The organism is Pseudomonas sp. CFBP 13727 (assembly GCF_014841915.1).
GTDB lineage: Bacteria > Pseudomonadota > Gammaproteobacteria > Pseudomonadales > Pseudomonadaceae > Aquipseudomonas > Aquipseudomonas baltica.
The window spans coordinates 1,202,960-1,218,275 of record NZ_JACYUT010000001.1 but is presented as its reverse complement, the minus strand read 5'-3'; the positions used below and the strand labels follow the sequence as shown (position 1 = coordinate 1,218,275).

Here is a 15,316-nt window from a genome sequence, read left to right as displayed (position 1 = left end):
TCATGCGAACGTGCCGTCGTGCTGTAACTGTTCTGGCTTTCGCCCTGCCTGTGATGGCTTGGGGCGCGGTGCCTGTGGTCGATAGCAACAACAATGGAGGCTACGGTAACAGTGGCGCCGTTGGTGGCAGCTATCCGCCCTCAGGTTACGGTACGAACGGCGCCTCGGCCGGGACAGTCGCGCAAGCGCCTGTCTCGGCTCAGGGCGAGCTGTTCATGCAACTGCAGCAAATGCAGGAAGACATCGCACGCCTGCGAGGTCAGGTCGAAGTCCAGCAGAACGATATCCAGCGCCTGAAACAGGAAGGGCTCGAGCGGTATCAGGAACTCGATCGTCGGATTGGCTCGGGGGTTGCACCTGCACCCAGTGCCCAACCGGATAATTCTTCAGCCAGCGGCGCGTCTAGCGGCGCTGGTGCTTCATCGGCTGCCGGCCAGTCGTCCGCAGGCGCAGAGCCTGGCGATCCGGCCAAGGAGAAGCTGTATTACGATGCAGCCTTCGACCTGATCAAGGCCAAGGATTTCGACAAGGCCAGCCAGGCCTTCGCCGCGTTCCTGCGCAAATACCCGAACAGCCAGTATGCGGGCAATGCCCAATACTGGCTGGGCGAGGTCAACCTTGCCAAGGGTGACCTGCAGGGCGCAGGCCAGGCTTTCGCCAAGGTCAGCCAGCTCTATCCCAAGCACAACAAGGTGCCGGATTCGCTCTACAAGCTGGCCGACGTCGAGCGCCGCTTGGGCCATACCGACCGAGTCAAAGGCATTCTGCAGCAGGTTGTGACCCAATATCCGGGCACGTCCGCTGCGCAGTTGGCGCAGAAAGACCTGCAAAGATTGTGAAGCCTGCCATGTGATTCGAAGAAACCCGCGCCTGTCGCGGGTTTTTTCGTTAGAATTTGCCGCCATTTTATGAACACGCTTCCTGAGGCCGCGCGATCGCGGGCCGCCTGAAGTGCCCAACGGAGGCGGTCAGCCTGTTTCGCTGTCACGCCCGTGGACCCTATGCAAGACACACTACGTATTACCGAAGTCTTCTACTCGTTGCAGGGTGAGACGCGGACCGCCGGCTTGCCCACGGTTTTCGTACGCCTGACCGGTTGCCCCTTGCGCTGCCAATATTGCGACAGCGCCTACGCGTTCAGTGGGGGAACCCAGCGCACGCTCGATTCGCTCATGGAACAGGTGGCCAGCTACAAGCCTCGCTATGTATGCGTTACCGGAGGCGAGCCGTTGGCTCAGCCCAATGCCATCCCGTTGATGCAGCGGCTCTGCGATGCCGGCTATGAAGTTTCCGTGGAAACCAGCGGCGCACTCGACATCAGCGCAGTCGATACTCGGGTCAGTCGCGTGCTCGACTTGAAGACACCGGGTTCTCTCGAAGTCCATCGCAACCGTTACGAGAACATCGAGCTGCTGACCCGCAACGACCAGGTCAAGTTCGTCCTGTGCTCGCGCGAAGACTATGACTGGGCCGTGTCCAAGCTGATTCAGTACGGGCTGGACGGTCGTGCCGGCGAAGTGCTGTTCTCGCCGAGCAAGGATCAACTGCGCGCTACCGATCTGGCCGACTGGATCGTGGCCGACAACCTGCCGGTGCGCCTGCAGATGCAGCTGCACAAACTTCTTTGGAACGACGAGCCGGGGCGCTGAGATGAACCATACCCAACACGAGAAAAAGGCAGTCATTCTGCTTTCCGGCGGCCTGGATTCCGCCACTGTCGTGGCGATGGCCAAGGCCCAAGGCTACGCCTGCTATACCATGAGCTTCGACTATGGCCAGCGCCATCGGGCCGAACTCGATGCCGCGGCACGTGTGGCTCGGGACCTGGGCGTGATACAGCACAAGGTCATCGGGCTCGACCTGGATGGCATGGGCGGCTCGGCACTGACCGACACCTCGATCGATGTGCCGGAGACCTTGGGTGAGGGCATCCCGGTCACCTACGTTCCGGCCCGCAACACGGTGTTTCTGTCATTGGCGCTAGGTTGGGCCGAGGTGCTCGAAGCGCGCGACATCTTCATTGGCGTCAATGCGGTGGACTATTCGGGCTATCCGGATTGTCGACCCGAGTTCATCGAGGCTTTCGAGCGTCTGGCCAACCTGGCCACCAAGGCGGGAGTGGAAGGCAATGGCTTCACCATACAGGCACCGCTGCAGAACATGAGCAAGGCTGACATCGTCAAGGCAGGCGTGGCGCTGGGTGTGGACTATGGCCTGACAGTGTCGTGCTACCAGGCCGATGATCAGGGCCAGGCCTGTGGCAAGTGCGACAGCTGCCGCCTGCGTGCCGAGGGCTTCGCTGCGGCAGGTGTGAGCGATCCGACACGCTATTTTTGATTTATTTTCTGTAGGGTGTTGAATTACCGAAAGAATTCGGTATTATACGCCCCACGAAACGGGTCGTTAGCTCAGTTGGTAGAGCAGTTGGCTTTTAACCAATTGGTCGTAGGTTCGAATCCCACACGACCCACCATTTCGAAACCCGCAGCTTGCAAAGGCTGCGGGTTTTTTTATGCCCGTGATTCGGCGCTGGTGCCTGCCACGTCTATAAGGCTTTGCTAACGGCTGGTTTCTCTGTAGCCTGCGCCAGCCCTCAAAAGCCTCACGAAAGCCAGGGCATATACTCCCAGGCCTTGTCGGCCCGGCCTATACTCGACTCTCGCGCATCAGCGCCCGCAGGTCTTGCCCCATGACGCAGATATCCGAACGCCTTCTGGTCCAGGCTCACCTGGATGCCAAGCAGCCCCGGCCTCTGACACCGGAACAGGAAGCCGACTATCGTGCTGCCATCGCCGCCGAGCTCAAGGCTCAGGATGCGGTTCTGGTTGCCCATTACTACTGCGATCCCGTGATCCAGGCATTGGCCGAGGAAACCGGTGGCTGCGTCTCCGACTCGCTGGAGATGGCGCGCTTTGGCAATCAGCATCCGGCCCGAACGGTGTTGGTGGCAGGTGTCAGGTTCATGGGCGAAACGGCGAAGATTCTCAATCCGGAAAAGCGTGTGCTGATGCCCACCCTGGAGGCGACCTGTTCGCTGGACCTGGGTTGCCCGGTGGACGCGTTCTCGGCCTTCTGCGACCAGCATCCCGAACGCACCGTGGTGGTTTACGCCAATACTTCGGCTGCGGTGAAAGCCCGTGCTGATTGGGTCGTGACGTCGAGTTGCGCGCTGGAGATCGTCGAGAGCCTGATGGACAACGGCGAGAAGATTATCTGGGCGCCCGACAAGCACTTGGGCAACTATATCCAGACCCACACCGGCGCGGACATGTTGATGTGGGACGGTGCCTGCATCGTCCACGAGGAGTTCAAGGCACGGCAGTTGGCCGACATGCGGGCGTTGTACCCCGACGCCGCGATTCTGGTGCATCCCGAGTCGCCGGCCGAAGTGATCGCTCTGGCGGACGCCGTGGGTTCGACCAGCCAATTGATTGCCGCCGCCCGAACACTGCCGCAGCAGACCCTGATCGTGGCTACCGACCGCGGTATCTTCTACAAGATGCAGCAGGCAGTTCCCGGCAAGACCTTGATCGAGGCCCCTACGGCCGGCAACGGTGCCGCCTGTCGCAGTTGTGCGCATTGCCCGTGGATGGCCATGAACACCCTGCAGCGCATGCTGGAATGCCTGCGCGCGGGCAGCAACGAAATCACCGTGGACGCGGCGCTGATTCCCCAGGCCATTCGGCCGCTCAAGCGCATGCTGGACTTCACCCAGGCCGCGCGCCTGAAGCTGGCCGGTAACGCCTGATCAGAGGCTTTTGCCCAGCGCGACCACAGGCCGTTCGGACTTCGCCAGATCAAGCTTCGGCAACTCTGGCCGCGGACGGCCCAGTCGTTTGTTCAGTTCCAGCCATTCGGCCAGGGCCAGCATCAGGCCCGCGCCCACCAGCGCACTTGCGATCTGCATCGTTAGCTGGTCGTCGGCCAGGGCATTGGCCATGTCGGCCAACGGTGCCAGCACCACGCTGAGGCAGAAGACCTCGAGCGAATAACGTCCCATCAGCGCAACCTTGCGTGCCAGCAGATGATTCACCCACTCGCCCTGGGGTATCAGCTTGGCCACGCAGTAGGCCAGGGCCACGAAGTGCAAAAGGCGTGACGGCGAGAGGTTGGTCTTGTCGATGGGATAGAGCAGTTCGCCAAACCAGCCAGGCACCAGCGCCTCGTGCAGCACCGGCCAGCGCCAGCCCAGGGCGACCAGCGCGCTGAATGTCACCAGTGTGGCGCACGCGAGAAACAGCGGCTGGCGGCCCAACGGGCGTGCCACCGCGACTGGCGCGCGTGCCGCATGCAGCGCCGTGGCGCCACCCAGTACGAACAGCACTTGCCAGGCCAAGGGGTTGAAATACCACAGGCCGTTGTCGTGCGCCGGGATGTTCCAGCCCAGCCATTGCACTGCCAGGTACAACACCAGCGACAAGCCGATGGCCTGCGCTGGCCGCTTGATCAGCAGTGGCAGGACGATCGGCAGGCCGAGCAGCAACACGATGTACAGCGGCAAAGGGTCCATCAGGTTGGGTTTGAAGCGCAGCAGCAGTTCGTCGACCATGGCCTGTTGCGGGTTGGAGACGAAATAGGTGAGGTTCATTTCCTGGATCATGTCGCGCGTTTCGACGTGATTGTTGGCAACGAAGATGATGCCCATCAGCACCGCCAGGAGGAAGATGTGCACCACGTACAACACCCAGGCGCGGCGCAGTATGCGCACCGTGGCGACCAGGTAGCCGTCGCGCAGGGCGATCTTGCCGTAGGCCAGCACGGCTGCGTAGCCGGCGAGAAACACGAACACCTCCGCCGCATCGCTGAAGCCGAAGTTGCGCAGCGTGAAGCTGGCCAGTGGGTTTTGCGGTATGTGATCCCAGAAAATGAAGATCAACGCCAAACCTCGATAGAAATCGATCCGATGGTCTCGATCGTTAGTCATGGCGACAGGCTCTTGCGAATAGGAAGGATGTAGTAGGGATTGGGCACCGGGCATTACGGTTCCGTATCGGCGGCCATTCTCGATCAGCGGCGCGGAGGTTGGCCGGTTTCGCAACGAATTGCAAAAGTTTGGCTATTACAGAATGTCACAAGGCTGAGTTGACGCAGCCCTTGTGGTCGCGGCGCAAGCTGTGTCCGGCCTCACCGCTTTCAGGCTCACCGTGCGCACCCATGACGCGGCTTGCGCCGCTGCTACAGGGATGGGTGGATCAGTTGCCGGCGCACTTCCGCGGTCTCTTCGCTCCAGTACACCGGTTTGCCTGCAATCAACGCCGCCACGGGCAGCCCGTCGCGGTACAGCACGCGGTTGCCCGGCAGCGCCGGCACACTTTTCTGGATCTGCAGGGGGTCGGCTCCGGGCAGTGGCAGCAGGGTACCGACCAGGTTCAACGGGTCGCTGGCCGTGATCGACACCATGGTGCCATCGACCGGTCGCTTGCGCACCTCGCGCAGGGCTGGGATGGCCTCGGGCAGTGCGAACTGCTCACCGGACAAACCATCGATGAAACGCCCCCCGCGGATCTGCCCACGTGCCTCCAGGCGCTGCAGCGCGCGCAACAGGTCGCGCCAGCTGGGCAGCCAGTCGGCTTCGCGTTGCAGCAGGCGCCAGAACACCACGCCGTAGCGGCGCAGCAGCACCAGTGCGACCTGTTCCACGGCTTCATCGGGCGCGCAACCGGGCGCCTGCAGCAGAGCCCAGCGGCCGGCATCGTCCATGCCACCGATGAACGCGCCACGACCGCGGCGACTGCTGCGCGCCTGACGTTTGCCGGCCGGGGTGATCAGCGCGCGCAGGCCGGCGAAACTGTCGGCATTCACGCGACCCGCGGCGACCAGCTCCTGCAGGGCGTTCTCGGCTTCGGTGCGCAGCAGGCGTGTCTGGTGGACCAAGTCGTCGAAAAACATGGCGCCTTGCGCGGCCAGGGTCTGCTCCAGCTTCTGCGCACGCATGGACAGTTCCTGCGGCTGCACTGCCGCAGCCAGGCTGCGCCACAAAGGCAGGCGCGCGCGCGGCAGCAGCACGATCGGCGTGTTGCGCAGGGTCGCACCCTTGCCACTGCTGGCCAGCCGCGCCCAGACCGTCTTGCCGCTGCGGCTGGCGCGGTCCAGCCACGACGGATCGTATCCGCGCAGTCGAGCCGGCAGCAGGTCGTTCTCCCAGGCGCTGGCCGGCGCGCTGTAGCCTTCGAGCTGGTCGAGCAAGCGGCTCATTGCCGCTTCGCCTTGCAGGCGCGTACCGGGCGCGAGGCACTGCCAGTCGAGGAGGAAGCGCATGAACACTTGCAGGCTGACCGGTTCGATCTCGCGGCGCAGACGCTTCACCGTGTAGCGGTGGATGCGCGCCAGCAGGTGCCGTTCGCACCACTGGGTTTCCTCGATGTGTGCGATAAACCGGCCACGCATGACGTAGCCCTGGTTTTCCAACACAAGTAGGGCTTGTTCGACGAGCGCGGGATGCAGGTTCAGCGGGGCGGCGATTTCACCCAGCCGCTGCGGGCCGAACCCGCTCAAGCGAGCGCGGATCAGTTCCACTGTCGCTTCCTGCTTCGTCCACGTCTGCGCCAAGTGCGCGGGCATCCGCAATGCTGGCGACAGCTCGATACCCCCATAGATGGCCTGCAGGCAGGCCACCCGTTCCAGGGCCAGCCACAGGTGGCTGCCGTCGCCCAGGGTCAGGCGTGCCGCGCGACCTGTACCGCCCAGGGCCTTCAACAGCGGTAGCTCGCTGGCCCCAACCTCGCGTTCGGCCAATGCGCCCAGGCTCATCAACGCCTCGTGCATCTCGTCATTGCTGACAGGGGAGGGCCATGCTTCGGCGGCCACTGCCGCGATGGCATCCTTGTCCAGTTCGCCCATGTCGTCCGCTGTGCGCGGTTCGTCCCAGCGCCGGTTGAGCACCGCCTGGGTACGTCGCTCTTCCAGCGGAGCGTCGTCGAGAAACGCATACGGCCTGGCATTGAGGATCGCTGCCGCCAGTGGCGAAGGGCGGGGCAGATCACGCTGGATGAGGCTGATCCGACCGGTTTCGATGCGCCGCAGCAGGGCCAGCCAGCCCTCGCTGTCCATGGCGTCGTGCAGGCAGTCGTCGAGGGTTTGCGCGACCAGCGGGTGGTCGGGAATCTCCCGTTCGCCGACGATGTTCTCCAGGCAGGCGATCTGGTCGGGGAATACCGTGGCGATCAGGTCCTCGCTTTTCATTCGCTGGAGCTGCGGGGCCACCTTGCGTCCGCCACTGTAGCGGGGCAGGGCCAGGGCCGTAGCGGCGTTCCAGCGCCAGCGCACGCCGAACAGCGGAGCGTCGAGCAGCGCCTGGGTCAATATCGACTCGGCGCTGTTGCTGTGCAGGTAGTGCCAGACGTCCTCCAAGGCGAAGCTGTGGCTGGTTGACAGCGACAGCACGATGGCATCTTCGCTGGCTGCCGCTTGCAGCTCGAAATTGAACGTGCGACAGAACCGCTTGCGCAGGGCCAGGCCCCAGGCCCGGTTGATGCGGCTGCCGAATGGCGTGTGGATGACCAGCTGCGTGGCACCCGAGGCATCGAAGAAACGCTCCATGATCAGCGTGTCCTGGGACGGCAGCGCGCCAAGCGCCTCGCGCGTACGGGAGAGATAATCGAGCAATTGCCCAGCGCTGTCCTGGGCCAGGTCGAGCGCGTCCTGCAGCCACGGCAGCACGGGCTCGGGTAGCCCGTCACTGAGCGCCAGGCGTTGGTCTATCGAGGCCTGCAGGCGCGCCACGCCCGCTGACAGCTCGGCGCTGCGTCCGGGTATTTCGCCGAGCCAGAAGGGGATGTTCGGCGCCTGACCGTGGGCATCTTCGACCCGTACCTTGCCGCCTTCGATGCGCAGGATGCGGTAGGAGCGATTGCCCAGCTGGAAGATGTCGCCAGCGAGGCTTTCCACGGCAAAATCCTCGTTGACGCTGCCGATGCTCAACGCCTGGGGCTCCAGCAGCACCGCATAGTCGGCGTTGTCGGCTATGGCGCCTCCGCTGGTGACCGCAGTCAACTTGCTGCCGCGCCGGCCGCGCAGGCTCTGGGTGACTGCATCACGGTGCAGATAGGCGGCGCGCACGCCCTGACGCCCGCTGTAACCTTCGGCCAACATGCGCAGCAACGCTTCATAGCGCGTATCGTCCAAGGCCGCATAGGGCGTTGCCTGACGGAACATCTGCAGCAACGCCTGCTCCGGCCATTCCTGGCAGCTGACCTCGGCGATGATCTGCTGGGCCAGTACGTCCAGCGGCGCCTGGGGAATGCGCAGGATGTCCAGTTCGCCGCGCCGCACGCAGTCCAGCAACGCTACGCATTCGATCAGGTCATCCCGAGAAATTGCAAACAGGCGGCCCTTGGGAATACCGCCGACGTGGTGGCCGGAACGGCCCACCCGTTGTAGAAACGCTGAAATGGAGCCGGGCGAGCCGATCTGGCAGACCAGGTCCACGTCACCGATGTCGATGCCCAGCTCCAGCGAGGCCGTGGCGACCAGCACCTGCAGGTCGCCACGCTTGAGCCGTTGTTCGGCATCCAGACGCTGCTCCTTCGCCAGGCTGCCATGGTGGGCCGCCACTTGCTCGCGCCCGAGCCGCTCGCTCAGATGGCGCGCCAGACGCTCGGCCAGGCGCCGGGTATTGACGAACACCAGGGTGGTCCGGTGCGCCTGGGCAAGCTCGGCCAGGCGGTTGTAGACCAACTCCCAGACGTCATTGGGCATGACCGCCGCCAGCGGCACCGCGGGCACTTCGATGGCCAGGTCGCGGGGGCGGGCGTGACCGATGTCGACGATCGAACACATCCGCTGCGCACCGACCAGGAACTGCGCCACCTGAGCGATCGGCTTTTGCGTGGCGGACAGGCCGATACGTCGCAGCGGCTTGCTGCACAGTGCCTGCAGACGCTCCAGGCTCAAGGCCAGATGGCTGCCGCGCTTGCTGCCGGCCACTGCATGGATCTCATCGACGATCACCGTGCCGACATCCGCGAGCATGCGGCGGCCGGAGTCGGATCCGAGCAGGACATAGAGCGATTCGGGCGTGGTAACCAGGATGTGCGGAGGGTGCCGGCGCATGGCGGCCCGCTCTTTCTGCGGCGTATCGCCGGTACGTACCCCGGCGATGGGGGTCAGCGCAGGCAGGTTCATGCCGGCCAATTGCTCGGCAATACCCTGCAGTGGACGTTGCAGATTCAGCTGGATGTCGTTGGACAAGGCCTTGAGCGGTGAGACGTACAGCACCAGGGTGCGTCGCGGCAGCTCGCCTCCTTGCGCGAGGCCCAGCTGCACCAACTCGTCGAGAACGGCCAGGAAGGCCGTCAGGGTCTTGCCCGAGCCGGTGGGTGCGGCTATCAGGGTCGAGTGGCCCTGCTGGATCAACGGCCAGGCCTGGGCCTGGGCGGGAGTGACGGCAGCAAATTGCCGGCGGAACCAGGCGCTTACCGCCGGATGGAAGTTGGCCAGTGCCGAATCGAGCTGTGCAGGTAGGTTCATGATCTATTGATGGGGAACGTGTAGCGAAGTTGCAACCGGCATGGGGCCGAAAGTGCATTGCCGCTACCCACAAAAAAGGGCGACTCGCGTCGCCCTCGATCAAGCCTGTTGCATTCAACCGCGACGGCGCAGCGCTTCGATACGGTCTTCCAGCGGCGGGTGGGTCATGAGCAGGCCGGCCAGGCCATGCTTGAGGCCACCATTGATGCCGAAGGCGTTCAGCGAGTCGGGCATCTGCACGGGAACGCCTTGCTCGGAGCGCAGGCGCTGCAGCGCACCGATCATCGCGTTGGTGCCGGCCAGCCGGGCACCGGCTTCGTCGGCGCGGAACTCACGGCGGCGCGAGAACCACATGACGATGACGCTGGCCAGGATACCCAGCACCAGTTCGGCGACGATGGTCGCGATGTAGTAGGCGATGCCCTGGCCTTGCTCGTTCTTGAAGATCACCTTGTCGACGAAGTTGCCGATGATTCGTGCGAAGAACATCACGAAGGTGTTCACCACGCCCTGCACCAGCGCCAGGGTGACCATGTCGCCGTTGGCCACGTGGCCGATCTCGTGAGCCAGCACCGCCTTGACCTCATCGGGCGAGAAGCGCTCGAGCAGGCCCTGGCTGACGGCCACCAGGGCGTCGTTCTTGTTCCATCCGGTGGCGAAGGCGTTGGCCTCGTAGGCCGGGAAGATGCCGACTTCGGGCATCTTGATGCCTGCCTCGCGCGACAGCTCCTCGACGGTCTGCAGCAGCCATTGTTCGTGACGGGTGCGCGGTTGGGTGATGATCTGCGTGCCGGTGCTCATCTTCGCCATCCACTTGGAGATGAACAGCGAGAACAGCGAACCGGCGAAGCCGAACACGGCGCAGAAGATCAGCAGCTGATTGAGGTTCAGATCCACCCCGTTGGCCGCCATGAACCCATTGAAGCCAAACAGGCTCAGGGTAATGCTGGCAATCAGCACAACCGCAAGGTTAGTGGCCAGAAACAGCAAGATGCGCATCATGGTTGTAACGTTCTCCTGACGGATAGAAGTGTTGCGTATGCGCTATATAAGGCCCGAGCCCGGTCGATTCAACCGGGGGACTATTTCAAACTGTGTATATGCGCACGGACACTTGAATACGTTCGGTTTTTACTGGCGATAATTCTTCAGGAAGCGGCCGATGCGACCGATGGCCTGCTCGAGGTCATCGACCCTCGGCAGCGTCACTACCCGGAAATGGTCCGGGTTGGGCCAGTTGAACGCCGTGCCCTGGACCACCAGCAGCTTTTCCGACAACAGCAGGTCGAGCACGAACTTCTCGTCGTTGAGGATCGGGCAAACCTTGGGATCGATGCGCGGGAAGGCGTAAAGCGCACCCATGGGCTTGACGCAGCTGACGCCGGGAATGTCGTTGAGCAGCTCCCAGGTGCGGTTGCGCTGTTCCAGCAGGCGACCGTTGGGCAGCACCAGGTCGTTGATGCTCTGGTAGCCGCCCAGCGCGGTCTGGATCGCGTGCTGGCTCGGCACGTTGGCGCACAGGCGCATGTTGGCGAGGATGTCGATGCCTTCGATGTAGCTCTGGGCGTTGTGCTTGGGCCCCGAAATGGCGATCCAGCCGGAACGGAAACCGGCCACGCGGTAGGATTTGGACAGGCCGTTGAAGGTCAGGCACAACAGGTCCGGGGCCAGCGAGGCGGTGCAGATGTGTACGGCGTCGTCGTAGAGGATCTTGTCGTAGATCTCGTCGGAAAACACCACGAGGTTGTGCTGGCGAGCGATTTCCAGCATGCCCAGCAGCACTTCCCTGGAATACACGGCGCCGGTGGGGTTGTTCGGATTGATGATCACCATGGCCTTGGTGTTGGGGGTGATCTTGGCCTTGATGTCGTCCAGGTCTGGCCACCAGTTGGCCTGCTCGTCGCAGAGGTAGTGCACGGCATGGCCACCTGCAAGGCTGACCGAGGCTGTCCACAGCGGGTAGTCGGGCGCCGGGATCAGCACTTCGTCGCCATTGTTGAGCAAGGCCTGCAGCGACATGACGATCAGCTCGGAGACGCCGTTGCCCAGGTAGATATCCTCGATGCCGACCCCTTCCACCTGCTTCTGCTGGTAGTACTGCATGACCGCCTTGCGCGCACTGAACAGGCCCTTGGAGTCGCTGTAGCCCTGGGCGGTGGGCAGGTTGCGGATGACATCCTGAAGAATTTCCACGGGTGCCTCGAAACCGAACGGCGCCGGGTTGCCGATGTTCAGCTTGAGGATGCGGTGGCCTTCCTCTTCCAGGCGCTTGGCGTGCTTGAGCACCGGCCCGCGGATGTCATAGCAGACGTTGGCGAGCTTGTTCGATTTGCTGAACTGCATGGTGAGGTCCCGAAAGATGGCAAGGCCCGCGCCGGCCCTGATGATGAAAAAAACGATTCGCTGCAACGCGGGTGACAGATTGCTGTCCAAAGGCGCAATCATACGTGCCGCCTGATCGTTGCAAAAGACACAGATCGGGCTTTTTGAACTGCCGAGGTGTACCGATGGGCAAGCTCACGCGAAGCGAAGAAGAATGGAAGAAAATGCTCGATCCCGAGCAGTACAATGTGTGTCGCCTGAGCGCGACCGAGCGGCCTTTCACGGGCAAGTACAACGACTTCAAGGGTGACGGCATCTTCACCTGCGTCGGCTGCGAAGAGCCGTTGTTCGACTCGCGCAGCAAATTCGATTCCGGCTGCGGCTGGCCGAGTTTCTCCGCACCGATCGGCGAGCAGGCGATGGTCGAGATCCGCGATACCACCCACGGCATGGTCCGTACCGAGGTCAAGTGCGCCACGTGCGACTCGCACCTGGGTCACGTGTTTCCCGACGGCCCGGCCCCGACCGGCCTGCGCTACTGCATCAACTCGGTGTGCCTGGACTTCCAGCCGCGGGCCGACCAGCCGGCATGACCTCTGACAAGAAAGCGACCATGAGCAAAGACCTTCTTTCCATCCCGTGCATCACCCTGGACGGCCAGCACAAGACCATCGGCGATTTCGCCGGCAAGGTCCTGCTGGTGGTCAATACGGCCAGCCAGTGTGGCTTTACGCCACAGTACAAGGGGTTGGAGGAGCTGTGGCAGACGTATCGCAAGCAGGGCCTGGTGGTGCTGGGGTTTCCCTGCAACCAGTTCGGCAATCAGGAGCCCGGCGATACCCTGGACATCGTGCAGTTCTGTGAAAAGAACTTCGGCGTGAGCTTCCCGATGTTTCGCAAGATCGATGTCAACGGCGACCTGACCCATCCGCTGTTCGTGCAGCTCAAAAAGCGCGCACCGGGGCTGTTCGGGTCGGAGAAAGTGAAATGGAATTTCACCAAGTTCCTGGTGGCGCCCGACGGCAGCGTCAAGCGCTTCGCGCCGTTGACCAAACCCGCCACGCTGGCCCACGAGATCGAAATGGCGCTGCGCTGAATCTGGAAATAGCGCTGCGCTGAACCTGGTTGCTATTCAGGTACCCACTGGTCGATCAGCATGACCAGTTCTTCTCGGCGGAACGGCTTGGCCAGATAGTCGCTCATGCCCGCCGCGCGGCAGCGCTCGCGTTCTTCGGGCATGGCATTGGCCGTCAGCGCCACGATCGGCAGCTGCGGCCAGCGCCCGCTTCGACGAATCTGCCGGCTGGCTTCGTAGCCATCCATGACCGGCATGTTGCAGTCCATCAGCACCAGGTCGAACTCGTGCTTCTCCAGCTCGCTGAGTGCCTCGCCACCGTGCGCGGCCACGGTGACCTCGCACCCCAGCTTGCTCAGCATGCCTTTGGCCACCAGCTGATTCACCGGGTTGTCCTCCACCAGCAGGATGCGTGCCCGCCGTTGCGCGCTGCGCCGGTTGGCCAGGTGGTCGAGCGCGGTGGGTTCGTCACCCACCAGGCTGCGGCGCAACGCCTGATACAGTGCATTGCGTGCCAGCGGCCGGGCTTGTTGCTGCAACGGCATCAGCGCGTTGGCCTGCTCGGTGGGCAGGAAGTTGCCGTAGGCGGTCACCAGCAGAATCGGTGCCTGGATGCCGGGACGCAGGCCGAACAGGCAGTCCAGGCTGTCGGTGACGACCAGGTCTGGAGTGATACCGGTAAGGTCCGCGCCCAGGTCGTAGCGCTGGTAATCGATGCCCCATAGCGGCAGCAGATCGTGCAACAGCTCTGCCAGGCCGCTGCCGGCGTGCCCGACCAGCAACACCTGGCCACGCAGCAACGGCGGAACGTAGGCCGGACTGTGCGCCATGAGCGGCAGGTCGGCATAGAACTGGCTGCCGAAACCGGCCTCCGAGCTGATGCTCAGGCGTCCCTGCATGGCCTCGCAAAGGTTGTTGGTCAGGGCCAGGCCCAGGCCCGTGCCGCCGAACTGCCGGGTGATGCCGGCGCCGGCCTGGGTGAAGGGCTGGAAGATCTTGACCTGCGCTTCCTGGGCGATACCGATCCCGGTGTCGCTGACTTCGATGCGCACGCCACCCGGACGGGTATAGAGGCGCACGTCGACGCGGCCGAAGCGGGTGAATTTCAATGCGTTGGACAACAGGTTGCTGACGATCTGCCGCACCCGGGTGGGGTCGCCCAGGACCAGGGCGGGAAAGTGCGGGTCGATCAGGCAGGTCAGCTCGACGCTGGGCGCCGCGTTCTGCGACAGCAGGTTGGCGGTGTCTTCGATCAGGGCGCCGAGGTCGAAGGGGATGCGCTCCAGCTCCAACTGGCCGGCGTCGAACTTGGACAGGTCGAGGATATCGTTGAGCAACTCGACCAGCACCTTGCCCGAGTCGTGGGCGATGGACAGTTGCTGACGCTGCTCGGCGTTGAGCGGGCTGTCCAGCGAAAGGGCAATCATGCCCAGCAGGCCGTTGAGCGGGGTACGAATCTCATGACTCATGTTGGCCAGGAAGGAGGCGCGCGCCTGGGCCATGTCCAGGGCAGTGCGGCGGGCCTTTTCCAATTCTTCGTTGGACATGCTCAGGCGCGTATTGCTGGCCTTGAGCTCGGTGGTGCGCGCCGACACGATGTTTTCCAGCTCACCCAGGTACTCGGTCAAGCGATTCTCGGCACTGCGCCGCTGCTGGATCTCCGTGGCCATGCTGATGAACTGCTGGTTGGCGACCTTCACCAGCACGCCGATCTCGTCGTGCTCGTGGCCCGGCGGGTAGTCCAGGCGCGCGGGCTTGGGCTGGTGCGGATCGCTGCTGCTCAAGGCGCGGATGACCCGGTTGAGGGGCTTGGTCAGCATCAGGTAGAAAAACCCCAGCAGCATGCCGGTGAGCAGCGCCGTGCGCAGGAAGCCGCTGGCCAGGGTGATTTCGGCGCGGCGCAGGAATCGGTTGCCGATGGCGAAGGTGTCGACGCTCAGTTGCAGGGTGCCCAGGCGGTCGTTGGGCATGTGCGACAGAAACAGGGGGTCTTCGTACTGGCGCTGAGCGTCGAAGAGTATGTCGCTGAGGAAGCGGTAGCTGCTTTCCAGGCGCGGTCGCTGCACGCTGGCGAGCACGTTGCCGTTGTTGTCCGTCAGCCGCGCGCCGGTGATCGACTCCGACTGCAGCAGGCCCAGGGTGAGTTCCTTGGCGAGTTCGGCATCGATGTTGTAGGCGATACGCGAGGCCGGGTTGTGGCTGATTTCGAGCAGCGAGCGCATCTGCCGATCGATGGCTTCGTTGACGTTGGAATAATCGATGCCGATCTGGATAACACTGAGCAAAGCCCCCAGAATGAAGCCGACCAGTACCGTCAGGCGTGCTTGTTTATAGGACAGCCGCTGGGTGAATTTTATATCCATGGGTACTGGGCCAATTTCCATTCCGTGCGCAGGGCCAAAGCATGGACCATGTGTGTGCGCCGCAGCGTGCGACGGCATGTCCGCCTTG

Annotated in this window: 11 protein-coding genes and 1 tRNA gene; 7 read left to right on the top strand and 5 right to left on the bottom strand. The window is 63.3% G+C overall.

Annotated features, from left to right (window positions below; translation table 11 throughout):
* The first annotated feature begins 2 nt into the window (after positions 1-2).
* The 5 genes from ybgF (at position 3) to nadA (ending at position 3,748) form a co-directional block, all read left to right on the top strand.
* Positions 3-839, top strand: a complete 837-nt coding sequence (gene ybgF / locus IFT76_RS05385) for a tol-pal system protein YbgF (RefSeq protein WP_185793943.1) — start codon at positions 3-5, stop codon at positions 837-839.
* A gap of 162 nt (positions 840-1,001) precedes the next feature.
* Positions 1,002-1,649: a 7-carboxy-7-deazaguanine synthase QueE gene (queE, locus tag IFT76_RS05380; protein WP_122479306.1), complete on the top strand. Its 648-nt coding sequence runs from the start codon at positions 1,002-1,004 to the stop codon at positions 1,647-1,649.
* A gap of 1 nt (position 1,650) precedes the next feature.
* A complete protein-coding gene (queC, locus tag IFT76_RS05375) occupies positions 1,651-2,337 on the top strand; it encodes a 7-cyano-7-deazaguanine synthase QueC (protein WP_185793942.1) in 687 nt (228 codons plus the stop codon).
* A 60-nt stretch (positions 2,338-2,397) separates the two neighbouring features.
* A tRNA-Lys gene (locus IFT76_RS05370) sits at positions 2,398-2,473 on the top strand.
* A 216-nt stretch (positions 2,474-2,689) separates the two neighbouring features.
* Positions 2,690-3,748 (top strand): quinolinate synthase NadA, encoded by a 1,059-nt coding sequence (nadA, locus tag IFT76_RS05365; protein WP_122479304.1) that lies wholly within the window; start codon positions 2,690-2,692, stop codon positions 3,746-3,748.
* Here nadA and IFT76_RS05360 read toward each other — a convergent pair whose 3' ends face one another.
* The 4 genes from IFT76_RS05360 to IFT76_RS05345 all read right to left on the bottom strand — a co-directional run bounded on the left by IFT76_RS05360 (position 3,749) and on the right by IFT76_RS05345 (position 11,811).
* The gene (locus tag IFT76_RS05360; RefSeq protein ID WP_122479303.1) at positions 3,749-4,924 is read right to left on the bottom strand and encodes an OpgC family protein; all 1,176 of its coding nucleotides are present in this window, start codon (positions 4,922-4,924) and stop codon (positions 3,749-3,751) included.
* 251 nt (positions 4,925-5,175) lie between these two features.
* The gene (locus IFT76_RS05355) at positions 5,176-9,468 is read right to left on the bottom strand and encodes a DEAD/DEAH box helicase (RefSeq protein ID WP_192057583.1); all 4,293 of its coding nucleotides are present in this window, start codon (positions 9,466-9,468) and stop codon (positions 5,176-5,178) included.
* Positions 9,469-9,582: 114 nt separating this feature from the next.
* The gene (htpX, locus tag IFT76_RS05350; protein ID WP_043187206.1) at positions 9,583-10,470 is read right to left on the bottom strand and encodes a protease HtpX; all 888 of its coding nucleotides are present in this window, start codon (positions 10,468-10,470) and stop codon (positions 9,583-9,585) included.
* A gap of 129 nt (positions 10,471-10,599) precedes the next feature.
* A complete protein-coding gene (locus tag IFT76_RS05345; RefSeq protein ID WP_122479716.1) occupies positions 10,600-11,811 on the bottom strand; it encodes a pyridoxal phosphate-dependent aminotransferase in 1,212 nt (403 codons plus the stop codon).
* A 164-nt stretch (positions 11,812-11,975) separates the two neighbouring features.
* Between IFT76_RS05345 and msrB the strand changes: the two genes are divergently transcribed.
* Entirely contained in the window at positions 11,976-12,383 is a 408-nt protein-coding gene (msrB, locus tag IFT76_RS05340) for a peptide-methionine (R)-S-oxide reductase MsrB (RefSeq protein WP_122479301.1), read from the top strand.
* Between the two features lie 20 nt (positions 12,384-12,403).
* A complete protein-coding gene (locus tag IFT76_RS05335) occupies positions 12,404-12,886 on the top strand; it encodes a glutathione peroxidase (RefSeq protein WP_192057582.1) in 483 nt (160 codons plus the stop codon).
* 32 nt (positions 12,887-12,918) lie between these two features.
* Here the strand turns inward: IFT76_RS05335 and IFT76_RS05330 are convergent, their stop codons facing one another.
* Positions 12,919-15,228 carry a response regulator gene (locus IFT76_RS05330; RefSeq protein ID WP_192057581.1) on the bottom strand — a complete coding sequence of 770 codons (2,310 nt, stop codon included), beginning with the start codon at positions 15,226-15,228 and terminating at the stop codon, positions 12,919-12,921.
* Positions 15,229-15,316: the final 88 nt, after the last annotated feature.